General features: G+C 56.8%; 23 protein-coding genes, 3 tRNA genes and 4 pseudogenes. 11 read left to right on the forward strand and 19 right to left on the reverse strand.

Annotated features, from left to right (window positions below):
* Nucleotides 1-126: 126 nt before the first annotated feature.
* From RSAL33209_RS13570 to RSAL33209_RS13590, 5 genes are read right to left on the reverse strand one after another with little or no spacing between them, the layout of a single operon-like run.
* Nucleotides 127-738: a hypothetical protein gene (locus tag RSAL33209_RS13570; protein ID WP_012246452.1), complete on the reverse strand. Its 612-nt coding sequence runs from the start codon at nt 736-738 to the stop codon at nt 127-129.
* Entirely contained in the window at nt 735-1,406 is a 672-nt protein-coding gene (locus tag RSAL33209_RS13575; RefSeq protein ID WP_012246453.1) for a DUF6286 domain-containing protein, read from the reverse strand. The genes RSAL33209_RS13570 and RSAL33209_RS13575 overlap by 4 nt, the downstream gene beginning before the upstream one ends.
* Nucleotides 1,403-1,792 (reverse strand): hypothetical protein, encoded by a 390-nt coding sequence (locus RSAL33209_RS13580; protein ID WP_012246454.1) that lies wholly within the window; start codon nt 1,790-1,792, stop codon nt 1,403-1,405. Before RSAL33209_RS13580 ends, RSAL33209_RS13575 begins: the two co-directional genes overlap by 4 nt.
* Nucleotides 1,789-1,980, reverse strand: a complete 192-nt coding sequence (locus RSAL33209_RS13585; RefSeq protein WP_012246455.1) for a DUF2273 domain-containing protein — start codon at nt 1,978-1,980, stop codon at nt 1,789-1,791. The genes RSAL33209_RS13580 and RSAL33209_RS13585 overlap by 4 nt, the downstream gene beginning before the upstream one ends.
* Nucleotides 1,977-2,414: an Asp23/Gls24 family envelope stress response protein gene (locus RSAL33209_RS13590; RefSeq protein WP_012246456.1), complete on the reverse strand. Its 438-nt coding sequence runs from the start codon at nt 2,412-2,414 to the stop codon at nt 1,977-1,979. The genes RSAL33209_RS13585 and RSAL33209_RS13590 overlap by 4 nt, the downstream gene beginning before the upstream one ends.
* A 196-nt stretch (nt 2,415-2,610) precedes the next feature.
* Here RSAL33209_RS13590 and RSAL33209_RS17650 point away from each other — a divergent pair, with 196 nt between their 5' ends.
* On the forward strand, nt 2,611-2,811 hold the full coding sequence (locus tag RSAL33209_RS17650; RefSeq protein WP_012246457.1) for a DUF6191 domain-containing protein: 201 nt from the start codon (nt 2,611-2,613) through the stop codon (nt 2,809-2,811).
* Here the strand turns inward: RSAL33209_RS17650 and RSAL33209_RS19800 are convergent.
* The 4 genes and pseudogenes from RSAL33209_RS19800 to RSAL33209_RS13600 form a co-directional block, all read right to left on the reverse strand.
* Nucleotides 2,808-2,972, reverse strand: coding sequence for a 3-oxoacyl-ACP synthase (locus RSAL33209_RS19800; protein ID WP_012246458.1), 165 nt, complete (start codon nt 2,970-2,972; stop codon nt 2,808-2,810). The genes RSAL33209_RS17650 and RSAL33209_RS19800 overlap by 4 nt on opposite strands.
* Nucleotides 2,965-3,090, reverse strand: coding sequence for a 3-oxoacyl-ACP synthase (locus RSAL33209_RS19805; RefSeq protein WP_012246459.1), 126 nt, complete (start codon nt 3,088-3,090; stop codon nt 2,965-2,967). Before RSAL33209_RS19805 ends, RSAL33209_RS19800 begins: the two co-directional genes overlap by 8 nt.
* A gap of 66 nt (nt 3,091-3,156) precedes the next feature.
* Nucleotides 3,157-4,023: pseudogene (locus RSAL33209_RS13595) on the reverse strand (beta-ketoacyl-[acyl-carrier-protein] synthase family protein).
* Between the two features lie 112 nt (nt 4,024-4,135).
* Nucleotides 4,136-4,504, reverse strand: coding sequence for a hypothetical protein (locus tag RSAL33209_RS13600; protein ID WP_041684823.1), 369 nt, complete (start codon nt 4,502-4,504; stop codon nt 4,136-4,138).
* On the opposite strand from RSAL33209_RS13600, the gene RSAL33209_RS13605 reads away from it, so the two are divergent.
* Entirely contained in the window at nt 4,503-4,730 is a 228-nt protein-coding gene (locus RSAL33209_RS13605; protein WP_041684824.1) for a hypothetical protein, read from the forward strand. The two genes, RSAL33209_RS13600 and RSAL33209_RS13605, sit on opposite strands and share 2 nt — an antisense overlap.
* Nucleotides 4,731-4,832: 102 nt before the next feature.
* On the opposite strand, the gene RSAL33209_RS13610 is transcribed toward RSAL33209_RS13605, so the two are convergent.
* The 3 genes from RSAL33209_RS13610 to RSAL33209_RS13620 all read right to left on the reverse strand — a co-directional run bounded on the left by RSAL33209_RS13610 (nt 4,833) and on the right by RSAL33209_RS13620 (nt 5,150).
* A tRNA-Phe gene (locus tag RSAL33209_RS13610) sits at nt 4,833-4,908 on the reverse strand.
* Nucleotides 4,909-4,947: 39 nt separating this feature from the next.
* Nucleotides 4,948-5,021, reverse strand: a tRNA-Asp gene (locus RSAL33209_RS13615).
* 56 nt (nt 5,022-5,077) lie between these two features.
* A tRNA-Glu gene (locus tag RSAL33209_RS13620) sits at nt 5,078-5,150 on the reverse strand.
* A 123-nt stretch (nt 5,151-5,273) separates the two neighbouring features.
* Here RSAL33209_RS13620 and RSAL33209_RS13625 point away from each other — a divergent pair.
* The 3 genes from RSAL33209_RS13625 to RSAL33209_RS13635 all read left to right on the forward strand — a co-directional run bounded on the left by RSAL33209_RS13625 (nt 5,274) and on the right by RSAL33209_RS13635 (nt 7,832).
* Entirely contained in the window at nt 5,274-5,813 is a 540-nt protein-coding gene (locus RSAL33209_RS13625) for a GNAT family N-acetyltransferase (RefSeq protein ID WP_012246463.1), read from the forward strand.
* 38 nt (nt 5,814-5,851) lie between these two features.
* On the forward strand, nt 5,852-6,256 hold the full coding sequence (locus RSAL33209_RS13630; protein ID WP_012246464.1) for a metallopeptidase family protein: 405 nt from the start codon (nt 5,852-5,854) through the stop codon (nt 6,254-6,256).
* A 163-nt stretch (nt 6,257-6,419) separates the two neighbouring features.
* Nucleotides 6,420-7,832 (forward strand): C40 family peptidase, encoded by a 1,413-nt coding sequence (locus tag RSAL33209_RS13635; protein ID WP_012246465.1) that lies wholly within the window; start codon nt 6,420-6,422, stop codon nt 7,830-7,832.
* Here the strand turns inward: RSAL33209_RS13635 and RSAL33209_RS13640 are convergent.
* Nucleotides 7,829-8,278: pseudogene (locus RSAL33209_RS13640) on the reverse strand (universal stress protein); the annotation flags it as partial. The gene RSAL33209_RS13635 and the pseudogene RSAL33209_RS13640 overlap by 4 nt on opposite strands.
* Between RSAL33209_RS13640 and RSAL33209_RS13645 the strand changes: the two are divergent.
* Nucleotides 8,276-8,565: pseudogene (locus tag RSAL33209_RS13645) on the forward strand (NCS2 family permease); the annotation flags it as partial. The pseudogenes RSAL33209_RS13640 and RSAL33209_RS13645 overlap by 3 nt on opposite strands.
* A gap of 64 nt (nt 8,566-8,629) precedes the next feature.
* Here the strand turns inward: RSAL33209_RS13645 and RSAL33209_RS13650 are convergent.
* Complete coding sequence (locus RSAL33209_RS13650; protein WP_049759003.1) at nt 8,630-9,163, reverse strand: DinB family protein; 534 nt, start codon at nt 9,161-9,163, stop codon at nt 8,630-8,632.
* 427 nt (nt 9,164-9,590) lie between these two features.
* Here RSAL33209_RS13650 and RSAL33209_RS13655 point away from each other — a divergent pair, with 427 nt between their 5' ends.
* The 3 genes from RSAL33209_RS13655 (at nt 9,591) to RSAL33209_RS16580 (ending at nt 15,279) form a co-directional block, all read left to right on the forward strand.
* Nucleotides 9,591-10,865 (forward strand): hypothetical protein, encoded by a 1,275-nt coding sequence (locus RSAL33209_RS13655; RefSeq protein WP_145962094.1) that lies wholly within the window; start codon nt 9,591-9,593, stop codon nt 10,863-10,865.
* 100 nt (nt 10,866-10,965) lie between these two features.
* Nucleotides 10,966-12,660: a beta strand repeat-containing protein gene (locus RSAL33209_RS13660; RefSeq protein WP_012246471.1), complete on the forward strand. Its 1,695-nt coding sequence runs from the start codon at nt 10,966-10,968 to the stop codon at nt 12,658-12,660.
* 84 nt (nt 12,661-12,744) lie between these two features.
* Nucleotides 12,745-15,279 (forward strand): hypothetical protein, encoded by a 2,535-nt coding sequence (locus RSAL33209_RS16580; RefSeq protein ID WP_145962095.1) that lies wholly within the window; start codon nt 12,745-12,747, stop codon nt 15,277-15,279.
* A 173-nt stretch (nt 15,280-15,452) separates the two neighbouring features.
* Here the strand turns inward: RSAL33209_RS16580 and RSAL33209_RS13690 are convergent, their stop codons facing one another.
* From RSAL33209_RS13690 to RSAL33209_RS13705, 5 genes and pseudogenes are all read right to left on the reverse strand, one after another.
* Nucleotides 15,453-16,202: an SDR family oxidoreductase gene (locus RSAL33209_RS13690; RefSeq protein WP_012246473.1), complete on the reverse strand. Its 750-nt coding sequence runs from the start codon at nt 16,200-16,202 to the stop codon at nt 15,453-15,455.
* 25 nt (nt 16,203-16,227) lie between these two features.
* Nucleotides 16,228-17,068 (reverse strand): annotated as a pseudogene (locus tag RSAL33209_RS13695) (spermidine synthase).
* Nucleotides 17,032-17,217 (reverse strand): O-methyltransferase, encoded by a 186-nt coding sequence (locus tag RSAL33209_RS19810; protein WP_012246476.1) that lies wholly within the window; start codon nt 17,215-17,217, stop codon nt 17,032-17,034. The pseudogene RSAL33209_RS13695 and the gene RSAL33209_RS19810 overlap by 37 nt, the downstream one beginning before the upstream one ends.
* Nucleotides 17,218-17,247: 30 nt before the next feature.
* Complete coding sequence (locus tag RSAL33209_RS13700) at nt 17,248-17,694, reverse strand: O-methyltransferase (protein WP_325050063.1); 447 nt, start codon at nt 17,692-17,694, stop codon at nt 17,248-17,250.
* Nucleotides 17,695-17,696: 2 nt separating this feature from the next.
* Nucleotides 17,697-17,999, reverse strand: coding sequence for a thiamine-binding protein (locus tag RSAL33209_RS13705; protein WP_012246478.1), 303 nt, complete (start codon nt 17,997-17,999; stop codon nt 17,697-17,699).
* A gap of 57 nt (nt 18,000-18,056) precedes the next feature.
* Here RSAL33209_RS13705 and RSAL33209_RS16585 point away from each other — a divergent pair, with 57 nt between their 5' ends.
* Both RSAL33209_RS16585 and RSAL33209_RS16590 read left to right on the forward strand, forming a co-directional pair.
* Nucleotides 18,057-18,260 carry a TetR family transcriptional regulator gene (locus RSAL33209_RS16585; RefSeq protein WP_012246479.1) on the forward strand — a complete coding sequence of 68 codons (204 nt, stop codon included), beginning with the start codon at nt 18,057-18,059 and terminating at the stop codon, nt 18,258-18,260.
* A 12-nt stretch (nt 18,261-18,272) separates the two neighbouring features.
* Entirely contained in the window at nt 18,273-18,632 is a 360-nt protein-coding gene (locus tag RSAL33209_RS16590; protein WP_012246480.1) for an SbtR family transcriptional regulator, read from the forward strand.
* Nucleotides 18,633-18,644 lie beyond the last annotated feature (12 nt).

Genomic DNA, 18,644 nt, shown 5'->3' on the forward strand with positions numbered 1-18,644 from the left:
CCTGCTACTTCCGGAACTAACTCCGCTCCGGATGCATTTTCGGCATGGGGATGCGCGTTTTGCGGTTGAAAGCGCATCCCCATGCCGAAAATGCATCCCAAGCTGGGGGAAGTAGGGCACCTGACGTCAGTGAACGCGCTCGGCCTTCGTGAATCGGGCGCGGGTTCCGGAGCCGATGCTTAAAAGAACCGGGGTGCGTTGACCCAGCAATTCATCGAGTGCGCCAACTAGCTCGGAGACTTCAGCTGCGACTTTGTGCGGGGCAACGCCTTGCCTGGGCAGTACCCGGATCTTCAATCCTGGCTCGCCTTTGACCTCGTAAGTGGTGACTGTTGCACCGAGCAATTCTGGGCGTTCATTTAATGCCTGACGCAGTAGCTGTTCCGCCACGCTGCCGTTGATCGAGACCAAACCATCAGCCTCACCCTGATCATCAGCAGCTGCCAAAATTGTGGTGCGTCCGCGGCCTTGATTGGCTACCCAAGCGATCATGCCAATGATCAGCAAAACCAGTACAACGGCGACGCCAATCCAGATCAGCGAGCTATTCTGCCCAGAAATCGCAGTGTTAGCTGCCACCTCACGCAGTTGCTTGACCAATGGTCCTGCCCAACCCTGCCACCAGGAAGCGAACCCGGGAAATGCAGACAAAGCAACGGCGAGTGCACCAGCAGCAAGTAAAACCAAACCAAAAAGCGCCAGGAGGATGCGGTTGGCTACCCGAGGAGTCTCGTTCATACTCCGATCACCCCCGTCGCAGCAACGTTGACTCGAACTTGTGGAAGCGGTTTTGGCTGCATTGATTCAAGTTCATTTTCAATCGCGGCTTTGATTGATTCACTGTTCAATGCCACACCAGAAGTGGGCCGAACGTTGACCACCACATTGTGCTGTGAAACCACAACCATAACTTGTTCCTGGGTCACTCCCGAGGCCAATCTGGCCCTGCGCGCCAGCGCTGACGCAATAACTTCGTCATCGACGACGACGGCGATCCGCGGGTCAACGAGGGTATGCCGGGCACGCCGTCCCGGTCTGACCGCCTTGAGAAAAAAGATCAAGCCAAACAAAAGTAATACGGCGCCGATCACACCCAGCAGAACCGGCGTCATGCCCTGCGGTAATTGGGCTAAGCGGTCCAATGCGGTTTGCGGGTCGATGAGCCATGCTGGCTGATTAACGATTCGTAAGCCGCATTCCAACAATGCGTAGATCGACAGAACCGTGATGATAAAAGCTGCCACGCCGGAAATTATTGCTCGAGACGAAGACAACTCGCGGCGAACTGCACGAGTTAGGTCGAGGGATTTGCCACCCGCAGGTGCTGGCGTCGAACCAGACTGGTTTTTCGGCGCCGCCGGTTCTTCTTCGGGCCTAAACTGCGCCAAGACATCCGTTGAGCTCACGAAACACCGCTTTCAGTGACTAGTCGTACTCCGGTGATTCGGATATCGACCTTGCTGACATCAGACCCGGTCAAATAACTGACCTTGTCTAAAACGGATTTTTTTGCGGAAATGGTTCGCGCCCAAATAGAGCCTCCGCTTTGAATTGCCGGGCTGCGTTTAGTGACCAAATCCGCAAGCGAAGGCACCACAACGGGCGTGGCCAAAGAAATTGCTAGCCGTCCGGCGTCGTCAGAAAAACTGACGCGCACCTCATTCGCCTGCACGCCGAAGTTCTCAGCCGTTGCTGCTTGAGTCACACTAGTCAACGCTTGAGTGCTGATCCTGTTATGGCCGGCCAGTGCGTTTTCTGCAAAGCTGCTGGGCTCGGCACTGGCAATGCTCATGAGGAGGAGCGCCGTCCGGTCAAGGCATCGAGTACCCCTCGCAGATCAAGCTTGCCATCCGCTGCGCGGCCCAAAATGGCGCCAACCAACATAAAGATCAAGGCAATCAGGAAACCCCAAAAGCCAAAAGCGAAGGCCATAAAAGCCAAGAACGCTCCGGCCCCGATGCCTATCAAGGTGAAATTCATGACGACTCCCCGCTGGATGGTTGCTGCTTTTGTTCGGCTGATTTAGGTACGTGTACGTCATTGATCTCGACGTTAACTTCTATGACCCGCAAGCCCACAAGTTCTTGAACGGCGCGATAGACCGCCACCCGGACTTGGTTGGCCACCTCTTGGAGCGGTTTGCCATACTCGGCCACTAAGTCGACGTCGACTGCTACCTGAGTTTGACCGACCTCCACGCGCACACCCTGAGATAAGTCCGCTGCGCCAACAACCTCGCGAATGGCACCAATAGCGCGTGTGGAACCGGAGCCGAGTGAGTAAACTCCGGGCACAGCACGTGCGGCAATTCCGGCTACCTTGGCCACTGCGGAATCCGCAATCACGGTCCTACCGTCGATTGCTGGTTCAACCGGGCTGATCGTCTCGGGGACATCGGGAACGGGGTTACTCACTGGGCCTCCTTCGGCGGCTGGACGTATCTTTTGACCTTACAGCCAAGACTACTGCCAGCCCAGCGAGGGTTACTGGAACACCCCTGAGGATTCAGCTCATTTAATGCTCATAAGATTCGCACAGCGGCTAGAGCCCTACTGCCGAGGCACTAATTGAGAGACAATAGGGCTACGACGAATCGTGTGAGGAGACGCTATGAGCAGCCCATTTGGCGGCGGTATGGGTTTTGTCGACTCAATCTTTAACCCTGGCCGAGCGCATCAACTGGAAGAAGAAACCAGACAACTGATCCTGCCTGTCATCGTGGAGACTCCTGGTGAGGGGCCGAAGGACCGTGTTCTGGTCGATTTAGACGCTGGGGTAGTTGTGATTCGCGCCCAGCCCGCTGACGACTAATTTAGGCTCAACACCACGGTTGCATTGTGCCCACCAAAGCCAAAGGCATTTACTACGGCGTGGGCGGAACGATGCGGCCTTAGCGTGGTGACAATATCGAGCGAGATTTCCGGGTCAACTTCGGTGATGTTTGTGGTTGGCGGGATCACTTCCTCAGCCATGGACTTCAGAGAGACGATCGCACTTGAGAGCGCCAGAAGCGCCCAGCAGATGACCCGTCATCGACTTAGTCGAAGTCACCGCTACCTCCTGGCCAATGGAATCTTTGATCGCAATCACTTCGTTCAGATCGCCCAGCGGCGTGGAGGTAGCGTGTGCATGAATAAAATCAATATCCGTGCCAGCTCACCCAGCTATGCGTAATGCTGCACGGATCGTGCGGGCTTGGTTTGCCGGGTCAGCCGCAACAATATCGTGCGCGTCCGAGGTGACCGCGGTACCGTCAACAAAGCCATGAATTTTCGCACCCCGCGCCTTCGCGAAGTCCTCACGCTCTAGGACCAGCATCGCGGCGCCCTCGCCCAGCACGAAACCATCACGATCCTTGTCGAAGGGACGAGAAGCCGTCGCTGGATCATCATTGCGTTTAGACATTGCCCGCATTTGGGAAAAAGCCGCCACGGTAAGCGGCATGATGCAAGCTTCTGCGCCACCGACCAGGACGACGTCGGCCGAGCCAGACAAGATCATCTCGCGACCCACGGCAATCGCTTCGGAGCTAGATACACAAGCGCTGACAGTGGTCCGGGCACCGGCCTTAGCGCCGATATCCATCGAGAGCCAGGCCGCAGCACCATTGGCCATCAGCATCGTGACGGTATGCGGAGATACTCTGCGAGCGCCCGAATCACTGCGAGTGTGCTCTTGCTCAATAGTGGTTGTGAGGCCACCAAGGCCGGTGCCAACCACCACTGCGAGCCGGAACGAGTCAACTTCTGGTGCGCCAGCGTGCGTCCATGCTTCCCGACCCGCGATCAAGGCGAATTACTCAACTCGGTCAAGCCGGCGCTGCTCTCGAACTGAGAGGCTTTCTTCAAAGCCAGCATCGACTGTCCCTGCGATCTGTACCGGGAGCTCTGCGGCCCAGGTGGGATCAAGTTTTTTGACCCCGGGAACGCCGGATCGCATGTTTTGCCACATTTGATCGGCTGAACGCCCCTGCGGTGTTATTGCGCCAAGGCCCGTAATTGCTACCCGCTCGTGAGTTGCCATCTCCCAAGCTTTTCACGTTCACCCACTGAATTGGTGATCACGCCATACACAAGGTTTCGAGCCAGATTGAGGCCGCATCCAACAAAACTATTTCGGCGATTCAGCGGCTGAGCTACCCCTTGGGCACGAACCCATTGCAGTTGGCGGTAAGCCAATCGCTAATGGGTTTGAACATCGCAGTAATTTTGTCTGTGTTTTCAGCCTTGGTGGCCTCGTCCGTACCCGCAGTTGCCTCGATCGTCTCAAATGCGCCGTTCAGCGAGGCCGGAGTGGCACCCTTCAGCTCTGCCACAGCATCTTTTACTTGCTGCACAGTGCCCGGCTTGAGCGATTCAATAGAGGAAGCCAGCGGCGCAGTGAACCCGATACCCATCCGAACAACTGTGGCTTTGCACTCGGCAGAGAGGCCCGCGAACTTAGGCTCAGCGGCAAAACGCTCGTTCATTTGAACAAGCAATTCAGACTTGGGGTTTTCAGGCATGCCTGTGCCTTTGTCAGCATTATTAGCCGAGGATGACTGCATAGCGCTTGCGCTAGATCCCGCGGAATTATTGCCAGAGGATGAATCCGGGCTGGAACAGGCGCTTAGAGCGAGCGGCACCGCGATGATCGCGACGAGTGCGGCCTTGCTGAAGGTCGATTTCATAGTGTCCTCTGAATACACGCCTTCGTCGGCGCGGGGGAAAGTCAATACGCAAGAATTATAACAAAGCTGGGAGAAAGCTGTGCTCGTTGAGCTTTCGTCCGCCACGCGTAGTTTTGCGGTGGGTTAAACGAAAAAACCCCCGGAATTCCGAGGGCTTTTTAGATGGTGGCTCCGACCGGCGTCGATCCGGTGACCTTTCGATTTTCAGTCGAACGCTCTACCAACTGAGCTACAGAGCCTTGGTGAACTTGCCACCGGATTCCCCGAAAGGAACCTAGCGACCCTGACGGGACTTGAACCCGCGACCTCCGCCGTGACAGGGCGGCGCGCTAACCAACTGCGCTACAGGGCCTTGCTTTTTACAAGGCTTCCAGCTTACCAGCTCTCACCGGATGCTTTTGCCGTGCGTACCCCCAACGGGATTCGAACCCGTGCCGCCGCCGTGAAAGGGCGGTGTCCTAGGCCGCTAGACGATGGGGGCCTTGGGACATTTCGAACACAATTGTTTTCGCAATGCGTCTCGAAGTGAACCTCTAAAACTATAGGGCCTATTGACCGATTCCGCCAAACTGAGTGTCTTGAAAGCGCGGACTAGTCTGAATTCATGGAAATTTCGCAGCCGACTTCGCGCGATGCAGAAGCGATCAGTCAGGTAGTCACCAGCGCTTTCGACGACGGCGGCAGAGTAGCCGAATTAGTGCTTCAATTACGCCCGCTCTGGTTGCAGGGCAAAGGTTTCGAGCTCGTCGCCAAGGCTGACGGCGGTCAGATCGTCGCACATATCGGGTTCACGTGCGGGTATCTAGACGATCCGACCCGGCTTGAGCAGGTACTCGTTTTGAGCCCGCTTTCAGTTGCGGCTGCTCATCAAGGCCAAGGTTTCGGCCTCGCAATGGTCAAAGAAGGCCTTCGGGTAGCTGAAACGTTCGGCGTCGAACTTGTCTTTCTAGAAGGCATTCCTGCCTTTTACCCTCGTCTGGGCTTCGTGCCGGCTGGGCCTGAGGGCTTTATCAAACCGTCCGTTCGTATTCCGGATGAGGCTTTTATGGCCAAATATTTGGCCACTCCGTCCCGTCAGTTAAGCGGAGCTTTGATTTATCCAGAGGTCTTCTGGGCGACCGACTCTGTAGGGCTGCGGGAATAGCGCCAACCCGAACATGACTGAGCGCCTAGGCTGGCATCATGAATGATCTGCTTGCTTCGCTGCCGCGCTTTGGTCGTTATGAAATGTCGCTGGAAGATTTCGAAGCAGCCGTGGACGACGCCGTGGATCAGATCCCCGCAGTTTTGGCCGCGGTGATCAACAACGTCGCGATTGTTGTGGAGGAGCACTACATTCCGACTGCCGATGAAGATCCTCATCTTGTGCTCCTAGGGCTTTACCAAGGCGTGCCGCTCACTGAACGAACAGAATGGTCTGATGCCGGCAATTTGCCGGACAAAATCAGCATTTTCAGGCAGCCAATTCTAGACATTTGCACTAACCGGGAAGAGGTCGTCCAAGAAGTCCTAGTGACCGTGATCCACGAAATTGCGCACTTTTTTGGCATCGACGACGCAAAGCTGCACGAACTCGGCTGGGGCTGAATAATGCGCGACACGCCGCAAACAACACTGGTAAATGACACCAGTGTTGTTTAAGTTAAAGATGTAACTAGTGTTGCCAAAGTGACATTAGGCCGCGTAGCCTCAAGATTGATGTGTGGACGCTATACCTGCGTCTACCGACAATCTGCAGTGAGGTTATCTGATGAGAATGACGGCTCCGGCAAAGCACGTAGCTAGTTGCGCCTTGGCACTGACCACAGGAGTTGCCCTCATTCTTGGCGCTTCTTCCCTGCCGGCAATTGCCTCTCCCAACGCCTCGCAACCAAGCCTGCTGCCGCAGACGATCCGTCCAACCACGCCAGACATCCCCTCTGCGGACGACATTGCGCAGGCCAAACAAAATGAATCAGCCACTTCGTCAGAGGTCGGCAAAATCGAAAGCATCATCAGCTCGGCAGCACAGAATCTGCAAAGCGCCACCGCAACTACGATGCGAGCGAACGACAGCTATTCAAATGCGCTTGTGACGCTGGATGATTACCAGAACAAAGCAGCAGCAACCCAAGCTAAAGCTGACCAGGCAGCGGCTGCCTCAGAAAAAGCCCGCAGCCAGGTAGGCCAGCTTGCCGGTGAGATTTACAAAAATGGCGGCATCAATACCAGCCTGCCGAATCTGCTCACCAGCACTAAGTCGGCAGACGTGTTGTACCAAGCTGCTACGTTGATGGCCATTACGGAAAACCGCAATCGGAAACTCGATAACGCGCAAACTACCGCAGCAACCGCGAGTTCGCTCAAGGATGCCGCCGAGCAGTCGCGCAAAGCCGCCGACGACGCCGCAAAGGCAGCTGCCGATGCGAAGAACGCAGCAGCGTCGGCCTATAACGCACAAAACGCCATCCTGACGCAGAACCAGGAACAGCGCACAGTTTTGGTCGGCCAGCTGGCCACTCTACGGAATACGACGTCAACCCTTGAAGACCAGCGAATCAGCGGCCTTGAGGCACAGCAACGGCAAGCGCAATTGGATGCAATTGCGGCTGCCTCAAAGAACAAACCAGTGCCACAAGGTCCTAGCGGTGGTAACGGCGGGAATACCGGACCTGGCGGCAATCCGCCGCCACCCGTTGTTGTGCCGCCGCCGGTCGTTCCGCCAGTCAACCCGCCACCGGTAGTTCCGCCGGTTAACCCGCCACCGGTAACACCTCCGCCACTGACGCCCCCCGTGACCCCGCCGCCGTCAGGCGTTAACACCAGCGGAATGGTCAATTTCATGATGTCCAAGGTCGGCGGCTCATACGTATGGGGTGGCACTGGCCCAGGCTACGACTGTTCTGGCCTCATCTGGGCGGCGCTCCGTTCAGTCGGTGTCAACATTGCCCGCACTGGTACCGCGCAATTCTGGAACGCGCCGACTCGGGTGCCGATTTCACAAATGCAATACGGCGACATTTTGGCTTTCAACGATGACGGCGCTGGCAATTTCTCGCATGTGGGCGTCTACATCGGCAATGGCCAAATCGTGAATGCGCTGAATCCGCAGCAGGGCATCATGGTCAATAGGTTGGTGGACCTACGTGGGCTGGTCCTGTACGGTTATGCCGCTCGGTACTAAACGTTCCCGAGCAATGGTCCAAAGTCAGCGCGGTTGGTAAGGCGTAGATCGTCTTGGTCTTTGACCACCATCACGGGGCCTTTAGCGTGATGTAGCACGCCGTCGGTAGTTGAACCGAGGAGCATGCCAGCAAATCCGCTGTGCCCCCTAGTACCCAGCACCACAAGTTCAGATACTTTACTGGCCCCGATCAGCACCTCGATCGGCGGCCCGTCCAAGACGTCCGCGCTGACCTTCAACTCGGGAAAATGACTCTGAATCCAGGCTTGCCCTGCGGCAAGCTGTACCTCGATATCAGCAAAGAGTCCTTGCCTGTCCAAAGGTGCTGGCAGCCACGCCATCGCTCCGTTATAAGGCGGCACAGCGCACACCAAACGCAGCGCGAAGCCGTTGCGAATTGCTTGCTCTGCGGCAACCAAGACCGCGTATCGTGCTTGCTCAGAGCCGTAGCGCCAGCCCTAGTAGTCGTGGGCTTCATGATGGTTTCGCAAGTAGGAAAGATTGATTGGTCAGAACTGGGGAATTGCCATCCCAGCGTTTTTGACCTTCACGCTGATGCCGTTCACATACTCGATTGCCAACGGCTTGGGCGCAGGGTTCATTGCTTACGTCGTCATCCGCACGGTGCAAGGCAAAGCCAAAGAGATTCACCCATTGCTCTGGGTAGTCGCAGCGGCGTTACTTGGTGTTCTTTGGCATTGGACCTATCCAACAGGTTCTTGGCCTGAGCTAGCCGAAGCTAATTCTTATTGAAATTGCTGAGCGACCTGCTCAAGTTTGCTCTGGTACTCCTGCCACTAAGCTTGATCAGCCGATGGCATATTGTCATTGCCCTCGCGTAGTCCCACCGAGCCGTCAATAATTTCGCGAAGCACATCAGCGTGCCCGGCATGCCGAGTAAGGTCCGAAATAACGTGAACCATGATCTTGTGCAGTGTTACTTCGCTGCGCTCTTCGGGCCACCAAGGCACCCATCCGATTGCTGAGAGATCAAGCGCATCGATGGTTTCATCCGCGAACGCCCAAACCCTTCGGTAAAGCGTCACCACGTCGTCACGACTTTCTGACGCCGTGGCCCACATATCCGCATTGGGCTCGGCATCTTCATCAAGCCAAGGATAGATCTCGTCAAAGGGTCGGCCGAAGGTGTCACCAAAATATCCCAGTTCGACGCCGGCAGCATGTTTGACTAGACCGAGCAGGTTGGTGCCGGTTTTGGTCATCGGTTGGCGAATCTGCTGTTCCGAAAGCCCTTCGAGCTTCCAGATTAAGGCTTCACGAGCCGATTGCAGATAACGATGAAGGTCCGATTTCGGCTCTGATCCAGTCATGGCGGTCAGCCTAACATCGAGCACCGACCACGACGTGTTGCCACATCTGATCACCGGCGAGCTCTGGGGAAAACTTCAGCGCCCATGATTAAGCAGGTTTTAATCGAATTCATCATGGATAAAGCCAGAACTTCTCGGTCGGATGAAATAAGTATTTCATTAATACTTTTCAGATTAGTTCTTTAGCCATCCCAAAATTTCGATTCTCCAAAGTAATAGATAAGCCTTCGCATTTACTACCGTTTTGGGTGAGCACTAGGATAATCGCAATTGAACACCGGCCAATTCAGGAGCAGTTGCGGTCGAATATCTAGCCGATCAGTTATCTGATCGGCTAGATATTCGCTCCACTTATAGACCGATCCAAAGTTGCGCCATAATCTGATCTTGTATCGACGCACGCCCATGAGAGGGGGTGAATCGCATCATGGTGATCTCAAGAGGGGATTCGAGCGCGGGGGACAGCCTCAAATCCACGGTTCCAGCACGACGTCGCGCTAGCAGTTCGGCATTCCGTAAGACTTTACGTCTTGCCGCCATCACCGGAGCCACTGGCTCTGCGATCTTCCTCATTGGCGTACTCGGAGCACAGTCAGCCAATGCGGCCACTCCCGATTCCACGAGCGCAGCGTCGCAAAGTGCGTCGACAAGCGAAGGCCAAGGATCCGGCGGCCTATTAGGTGCCATCGGAAACACCCTGCAGGGTACGGTAAAAGTCCTAGAAAATTCGGTTGGCAGCCTCCTCGCACCCACCCCAGCCACTCCCCCGATGCACGAAGCGAAAATTTCCGGGCAACCTGCGGCAGCCGTCGCCACTGTGGCCTCCACAACACCCTCGGCGACGCTGTCCTCAACACCCTGGCCAACCGCGCCGAGCACGCTGATTCCAGCAGTTGACGACAAACCCGCACTCAGCGCAGTGAAGCCAGTTTTGACCGGTGTGAGCGATGTGTTGTCGCCGGTTCTTACCCCAGTTACAAACACGATTCGGCCAGTAACTTCGACCACTCAGCCGCTCGTTGGCGGCCTAGTGAAAACAGTCACCGCGACTGTTCAAGGCGTCACGGGAACCTTGATTCCGACGGTAGAGAAACTTCCTATTTTGGGTCAGGTCCTCTCCCCGGTGATCAAAAGTTTGACGCCAACGCTGAACGGTTTGCTTCCGGAACTGACTTCAGATGTTCCGTTAGTCAAAGACCTAACCGGCTCGCTGACATCTCAAACGGGCGGGTTGCTGCCTACGGGTACTCCAAATCTGGTGCCGCCAGTAGCGCCCGCAACCCCCGTAAGCACGCCGCCGAGAGCACAGCCGCTAGCTCCCGCCGTCGAAACTGTAGTTGCGCCTTCGACGATTGTTGAGCCCGTTGCGGAGCTACCCGCAGCTGTTCTCGCGCACTCGTTTGTTCATCAGATTTCCTCCTCCGCTATCTTCGCGTATGAGGTTCCCGTTTCGAATGAAGCAACTGGTTCAGCCCCGCAGGGCCCCTTGGCTCCGCAACCGATTGAACCTATCGCAGCTCCCGCTAGTGGAACTTCCTCAGCGGGTAATGGCAGCAGCTCCGCCGGGTCCGGTGCGAGTGCGTCAGCCACATTGTCAGATATCTTCGCTATGCCCATCAGCGTGCTCTCGGGAACCGTTGGCGTGCCCGCGCTAATCCTCCCTGAACCGCTGGCATACGACCCCGGATCATCTCCCGACTAATTGACGAGAAACGCCGAATTTCTTTTTCGGTAAAAGCAGCAAACTCTAAAAATAGTTTGATTTCGCTTTTTCTCATCAATTCAGTCAGGAGACTCTTTTCATGCGACCGTGCTTACGCAGGACCCTGTGGGGATCCTTGTTTACCGGAGGCATCATTGTCCTCGGCGCTGCCGCAGCTAATGCTGCAGAGCAGCCACCTACTGATGGAGCGAATAACTTAGCAAGCACCACTTCGGCGCCTGCTACCTCGGCACCAGCATCGGGATTGAAAATCAATATCCCGGTCAACCTGTCGGGTAACGCAATTAGCGTTATCGGTAACTCGACAGCTAACGGGCCAACTGCTCCAAGCGCACCTGCAAATGATGGGTCGATCAATCTTCCGATCAATCTTAGCGGGCACGCAATCAGTCTCCTCGGGACCGGAAACCAGGCAAAACCTGGTACCGCTCCCGCGGCGAATGCCGCGCCACAAGTCGGCTCGACGGTACTTGGTACCTCGACCCTCGGCGGGCTTCTCCCAGGTCTAGAACAAATAGTTAGCATCAATGTTCCGATCGCCCTCAGCGGTAATGCCTTGAGCGTGATCGGCTATTCCGACGCAACGTCGGTTGCTCCGGCAGCCGGCCCCGCCCCGACGTCGCCTACTACCGGATCCAAGGTAGATGGCGACACGATTGGGCAGGCAACATCAGGCGGTCTCGGTGTTTTCAACGGTTGTCAAGCAGTTGCTAACGCGAATGCGCCAGTCACTGTTTCTGGCAATGCGGTGTCATTGATCGGCAACTCCAAGTCAAACGGCTCACAGGTAGGCGCCAATGGCGCTCCTGGGGCTGGCGGCGGGGCGTTGACCGGCGGTGACGTGGTTGGTCAGACCACTTCAGGTGGGGTTGGTGCATTCAACGGCAACACCGCTAACGCGGATGCTGCTGCGCCGATCACAGTGTCCGGAAATGCTATTTCTGCAATCGGTAACTCGAAGACGAAGAACTCCCAGGTCGGCGGCGGACCCGCTAACGGCAATGGTTCTTTGAGTGGCGGAGACACCGTCGGCCAAGCAACTGCAGGCGGAGTTGGTGCGTACAACGGCAACGTGGCCAACGCCAACGCCAAAGCACCGGTAACGGTGTCTGGCAACGGCGTCTCGCTGCTGGGCAACTCGAGTTCTGAAAACTCCAAGGTAGGTGTTCCGAACCCGGCTGCGACCGGTAATGGCGCCCTAGCCGGTGGAGATTCCGTACATCAGGCAAGTGGTGGCGGTATTGGTGCGTACAACGGCAACCAGGCTCAGGCCAACGCCGACGCACCAATCACCGTATCGGGCAACGCCATTGGCCTAACCGGAAACGCCGCATCGAAGAACTCCACCGTTGGTGGCGCTCAGACGGTTCCCGGCGTTGGAAACGGCTCATTGGCCGGCGGCAATAGCAACGACATGGTGACTGCAGGTGGCATCGGCCGCTTCGTCGGTAACCAAGCTGACGCTAATGCCAAGGCTCCGTTGACCATTTCCGGTAACGCGATCAGCGCTTGCGACGCCGAGTCTAACGATTCGACCGTTGGTGGCGGCACTCCTGGTATCGGCGCACTCGCGGGCGGTGACCGCGTTGGGCAGGCAACTGCTGGCGGCATCGGCGAGTACAACGGCAACCAGTCTGTAGCCAACGCCAAGGCTCCGATCACGATCTCCGGTAACGCCATCTCGGGTCTTTCGACTGCCCGTTCCAACCACTCAGTTGTGGGCGGTAACGGCATCGGTAACGGTAACGTAGGCAACGGATCACTGGCTGGTTGAAACACCACCGGACAAGCTACTCAAGGTGGCATCGGCGAGTACAACGGCAACACTGCCGACGCCAATGCTAAAGCTCCTGTGACGGTGTCGGGCAACGCCATCTCGGTGCTTAACCAAGCACAAACCGACAACTCGCTGGTTGGCGGCTCGACGACGTCGGGCAGTAACGGCGCGATGGCCGGCTGCGATTCCGTTGGGCAGGCAACTGCTGGTGGTGTGGGTGCATGGAATGGCAACCAAGCGGTGGCAGATGCCAAAGCTCCGTTGATCATCTCCGGTAACTCGATTTCCGGTCTGGATGATTCAGAGTCCAAGGGCTCGGTTGTTGGTGGCACCACCGGTGGCAACACCGGTGGCAACACCGGTTCATTGGTAGGCAGCGACAGCACCAGCCAAGCTACCGGCGGTGGCGTGGGAGCCTTCAATGGCAACCAAGCTGTAGCTAACGCTAAGGCTCCGATCCTCATCTCCGGCAATGCGATCTCCGCAGTGCGGCCGTCCCAGTCCACGAACTCTGTGGTTGGCACCTCCGCAATCAACGGTTCGCTTGCAGGCGGTGACACCACCGGTCAGGCAACTGCTGGCGGCGTCGGTGCATTCAATGTCAACCAGGCAGTGGCAAACGCCAAGGCTCCGATCGTCGTCGCGAACAACGCCGTTTCTGGCTTGGGCGAGGCAACCTCGAAGGATTCCTTGGTTGGAGCTAGCACTGGATTGGCGACTGGAAACAACGTACAGCAAGCTAGCACGGGCGGCGTCGGCGCATTTGCTGGTAACAACGCTTCGGCTAGCGCTAAGCTGGTTCCGGTTTGGTGCGACAACCAAGTGAACCCGCTCGCGGGTGCAATCGCTGGTGCTTGCAAGGTTGGTTCGGTTCTGAACCCAGCTACCCCGGTTCTTCCGGGAGTTCCTGGATTCGGTGGCGATCCACTTCAGATTGCTACTCCGGATCCGATCGGCAGCATCTTGCCAATCAAGGGCGGTTCGCTGGATTCGGTTATCCGGTCCATGCTTCCTGAAATTCCGGCTGTTCCGGCGATCAACGGCTCCGGCCCAGTTCCTTCGACTGACGGCACCCCCGTTGTTCCTGGAGCTCCGGTTGTTCCGACCGATCCTCGGGCAATCGACCTGGGTAAGGTAGTCAACGGCCTACTCCTGGGCACGCCAGGCGTCGTCGGACAGATCACTCGTCCGATCCTGCCGAGCATTCCTCCGGTAACTGCAGTTCCGACGCAGCCCACCGATACCACCACTGTTCCTACCGTGCCCACCACTGTTCCGGCTGCGCCGGGCCTTGGCATCATCGGACAGCTCACTGGTGGTCTCCTGGGCCAACGTCCCGTTCCGGCTTTGCCGGTCGGCGGTTCACCGGTTGGAGTCGGCTTGCCGACCCTGCCTGGCGTGCCGGTACTGTTCCCGGTTGGTCCGATTGGACCGCTTGTAAGCAATATTGGTCAGACCCTTCCGGGCCTAGATGACGTTGCCAACTTGATCCCAAGCCTCGGAAACATTGGGGGGCTGGGGAACTTGGGTGGCACCATCAAGGGGCTGGTTCCGACGCTGCCGAAGATTTGTGATCTGACCTGCAACGGCGGATTGGGCGATCTGGGCAAAGTCATTGGAGGCCTATTACCGAATATCCCTGGTACGCCCGGCACCCCAGGACTGCCAACCCTCCCGGGTCTTCCCGACCTGGGCGGTTTGTCCGGTACCGGCACCCCCGGAACCAACCTGCCAGGCCTGCCCAGCATCGGCGGAGTCCTTACCGGTCTTCCGGTCATTGGCGGACTATTCGGCAGCGGCACCCCTGGAACTACCGTCCCCTGCTTGTCCGGCCTCGGTGGTTTGCTCGGCGGGGTGTTGCTGGGAAAAGCTGTAGGACCTCTTGATCTTGGCAAAGTCATTGGCAGTATTCCTGCCGCCGGCGATGCGCTAAAGACCATTGGGTCCGTGCCGGTAGTTGGCAATATCGTACAAAGCCTGCCGGTTATCGGCGGCGTGTTTCAAGGCAGCGCCCCTGTTCCAGGCCAACCTGGAACACCGGCACTGCCGGGTCTCGGCGATCTCGGCGATCTCGGCGATCTCGGCAAAACGATCCAAGGGCTGCCCGTCCTCGGTTCAGTTGCCAATTTGTTGAAAGACCTCCCATTGATTGGTGGTGTTCTGAACGCCTTGCTGGGCGCAACCCCGCAAGGTCCAGGCACCAACCCTGGAACGAATCCGGGCACTAATCCCGGAAACAATCCAGGAACGAACCCTGGCGGCAATCCAGGTACCAACCCCGGTACTGTTCCGGGGAATGGGCCCGGCTCCAACGACACCGGGGCTCCGGGCGTCAATGGGGTCGGCAATATCGGATCCAGCGGTCTGGGTACCGGAGTGGGCGGAAGTTACTCCCCGTCAAACCTGGTAGCCGGAACCGCAATGACGATCTATCGGGTATCCGGTAGCTCCGTGGAGTTTGGTTCATTGGCAAAGGTGGCCAAACTCCCGAGCACCGGTGCCGCAGATTCGTCCTTGGCCGGTATTGGAATGGGCACGCTTGCACAGCGAGCAATGCTGCTGGCATTGCTCGCTGTGAGCAAACCTAAAAAAGTAGGCCAGCCGGCAACGCGCTAGCCTGCAAGGAATGGCGGGGCTGCTTCTCACTGGGCGGCCCCGCCTTTTCCTGTCCGGACTTAGAAGTAGGTCCCACTGCACCAGGGCCTTCGATGGGGCAAAGTAATTACTTCCCGCTGGACCTCGCGACTCAGCGGGATAACCTCAATCACCGAACTGAGTCAGCTGGATCCTTACTTGGCGGACCAACCGCCGTCGACCGTGTAACTCGCACCGGTCACCATTGCGGCCATCGGCCCGGCTAGCCAACCAACAAGAGATGCAACTTCCTCTGGCTCGACAAGCCGTTTGATGGCGCTTTCGGTCAACATGATCTTGGCCAAAACTTCACTTTCCTCAATGCCATGAAGCTTGGCCTGATCGGCAATCTGTGCCTCGACTAGCGCCGTCCGAACGTAACCGGGATTGACACAATTGCTGGTAACCCCATGCTCACCGCCCTCAAGGGCAGTCACTTTTGAGAGACCTTCAAGTCCGTGCTTGGCCGTGACATAGGCACTTTTGAAAGCCGAAGCTCGTAAACCATGCACCGAAGACATGTTAATTATTCGGCCCCAACCTCGACGATACATTCCCGGAAGTACCGCTCGAATAAGCAAAAAGGGGGCGTCAACCATAATTGTTTGGATTCGTCGGAACATCTCGGGTTCGTAAGACTCGATTGCGGCAACCCGTTGAATCCCGGCGTTATTGACCAAGATGTCAAAATCCAGGTCGATGGATTCCAGCACAGATGTCTCTGAAAGATCTACTTGCCAGACTTCTCCGGAGACAGCCGCCGCAAGTTCCTCGGCGGCCGAGATATCAGCGATTGTTACCTTCGCGCCCTGAGAAGCAAGTTCCCGGACGACGGCGGCACCGATGCCGTTCGCTCCCCCGGCCACTAATGCTCGGCGTCCAGCAAGGGGTCCATCGATTCGCATTGTTGCCTCCCAAAGTAATTCCTAGTTAGTCCTTGAACACCGATTGGTTATAGGCGAATTCGCGAACCTGGGCATCGCTCCATAACGTGGCGGGCATTGCGCCAGCTAACAACTTTCGGGGCAACCCTGAACCGACGGCCAAGGGCAGATCTGATACGGCAATCACCAGATTGCCGTACCGGCGTCCTTTGAGCATCGGCGGATCGGCGATGATCGCCACATGCCTAAACGCCGCCGCAACGGTCGCCGCTTCCCTTCGCGCATTCGCCAACGCCGGTGAATCGCCACAATTAAGCAGGTAAATTCCTTCGGGCGAAAGAACTCGTTTCACCTGCGCCGTGAACTCTTCAGTCAGTAGAGGTGCCGGTGTAAACCGGCCAGAAAATACGTCACGGATTAGCACATCGCGACTGTTTTCGGTCAAAGACGTGGTCACTTCGCGCGCTTCGCCAACCCTAGATCTTGAGGAGCGGAGCTTTCGGCAGCCCAAACCACTCCCGCACATAGACCGCCAGCTGACCATCTATCTCCACCACGGCGTTGCGAGATTCCAGGTATTTTGCCACCAAGTAACGGGCAACCGAGCACGCACCACCACCTAGGTGTAGCGCCCGGAGCCTCTGATCCGTGCCCCACCGGTCTTCAATCAAGCTGACCATCCAGCGCATGTATTCGAAATCTAGCCGCAAGGGATCTGCGAGGTCGATATGCGAAGACTGCATTCCGTTGATCTTCAGAAGCCAGCTGTTCGGACTACCGGGCTCCACTTCAAGCTCGGCCAGGCCGCTGTCGATTTTGTACTCACCAGCGACGGGTTTAGCAACCACTTTCACGAACGCATCACGGCAATAGCAAATCCATCCCAACCTTTTGAGCTGGCCGTCTGAACTGCGGTGGCGTCGAATGACGCTGAAGAACCCAAAAATTCTAAGGTTTGCCGAATAGCCAATGCGTCGCCGCTCGCTTCTGGATCCAGAAAAGCGCCTTCCCAAATGACGTTGTCCACTACAACCACCGTGCCGGGCCTACACAGCTTCAGCGCGTACTAGAGATAATTGACGTTATTTCCTTTATCCGCATCGATAAAGATGAAATCGAATGGTCCGGTTAGCCCGGCAAGCGTGTCTAACGCCGCACCGACCCGAATCTCTACTTTCTCGCCTACGCCTGCACGGTCGAGGTTCTTCCGAGCCACCGCGGCATGTTCAGGTAGGAACTCGCAGGTCAGTACGCTGCCATCAGCTGGAATTCCTCTGGCCAGCCAAATGGTCGAATAGCCGGCCAAGGTTCCAATCTCCAGCACCTTTTTAGCTCCAGATATTTTTGCCAACAACATCAGGAATTTTCCCGCAGTCGGTGCCACCTCGATTGCGGGCATGCCAGCAGCCTCCGCGGCAGGACTAACCGCCAGCAAAGCTGGATCGGCCTTTATCACGACCTCACTCAAGAAATCTTCGACGTCGCGCCACTCGTTTTTACTGAGGTGATCCATCATCAGCTATTTTCGATTGCTTTTTCCAGGCGCTGCACTTTAGCCGTCAACTCGCCGGTGTGCCCTGGGCGGATATCTGCTTTCAAGACCAACGAAACTCTTGAACCAAATGCTCCAACGGCTTCGGTGGCTCGCCTAATAACGTCAAACACTTCGTCCCATTCACCTTCAATAGTGGTGAACATCGAATCTGTCTGATTGGGTAGGCCTGAATCACGAACAATCTTGACGGCGGCGGCAACCGCATCATGAACAGAGCCGTCAGGATTAGCTGAACTAGGGGCTACAGAAAAGGCAACAAGCATGCTTCATGCTGACACGTCCGCGTCTTTTGCGCCACAACCTGGCATTATGCTGAGTCCATGCTTGATGCCGCAGCCCCGCGACCTCGCCGCGCAGACGCCACCCGGAACAACGACCGGCTCATTGCGGCGGCCCGTCTTTGCTTCCGAATCGAAGGACCCGACGTTTCTCTGCAAGCCATTGCTAAAGAAGCTCGGCTAGGCGTCGCCACGCTGTTCCGCAATTTTGCTGACAAGGATGAGATGATCCTCACGGTCCTTTAAGAAGAGATCAATTTGCGAGTCAGTCCGCTCATCAGGCGAGCTCTTACCGATGAGAATCCGCTGCGCGGTATGGCTTATGTCATCAACGCGATGATGGGCGTTGCCAGCCGGGAGGCGAATATGATGGCGGCAGTTAGCGCCCGTCGACAGATCATGGCCGGCATTGCGACCCCCGTTCTGGGCTCACTCTTCGAACTGCTTAAACGAGCGCAAGCTGCAGGCCAAATTCGTGCAGAAATTGGCATGGGTGACTTAGTCGTAATTCTCGCCATGGTGCTCAGCGCGGTGGAAAGCACGCCGTCGAAATCTAAATCTTGGCGACGATTCGGCCATATTTTGGCCGATGGACTGCTTAACCCATCAGCACACTGAATCGCCCCGGTG

It is taken from the genome of Renibacterium salmoninarum ATCC 33209 (genome assembly GCF_000018885.1).
Taxonomy (GTDB): domain Bacteria; phylum Actinomycetota; class Actinomycetes; order Actinomycetales; family Micrococcaceae; genus Renibacterium; species Renibacterium salmoninarum.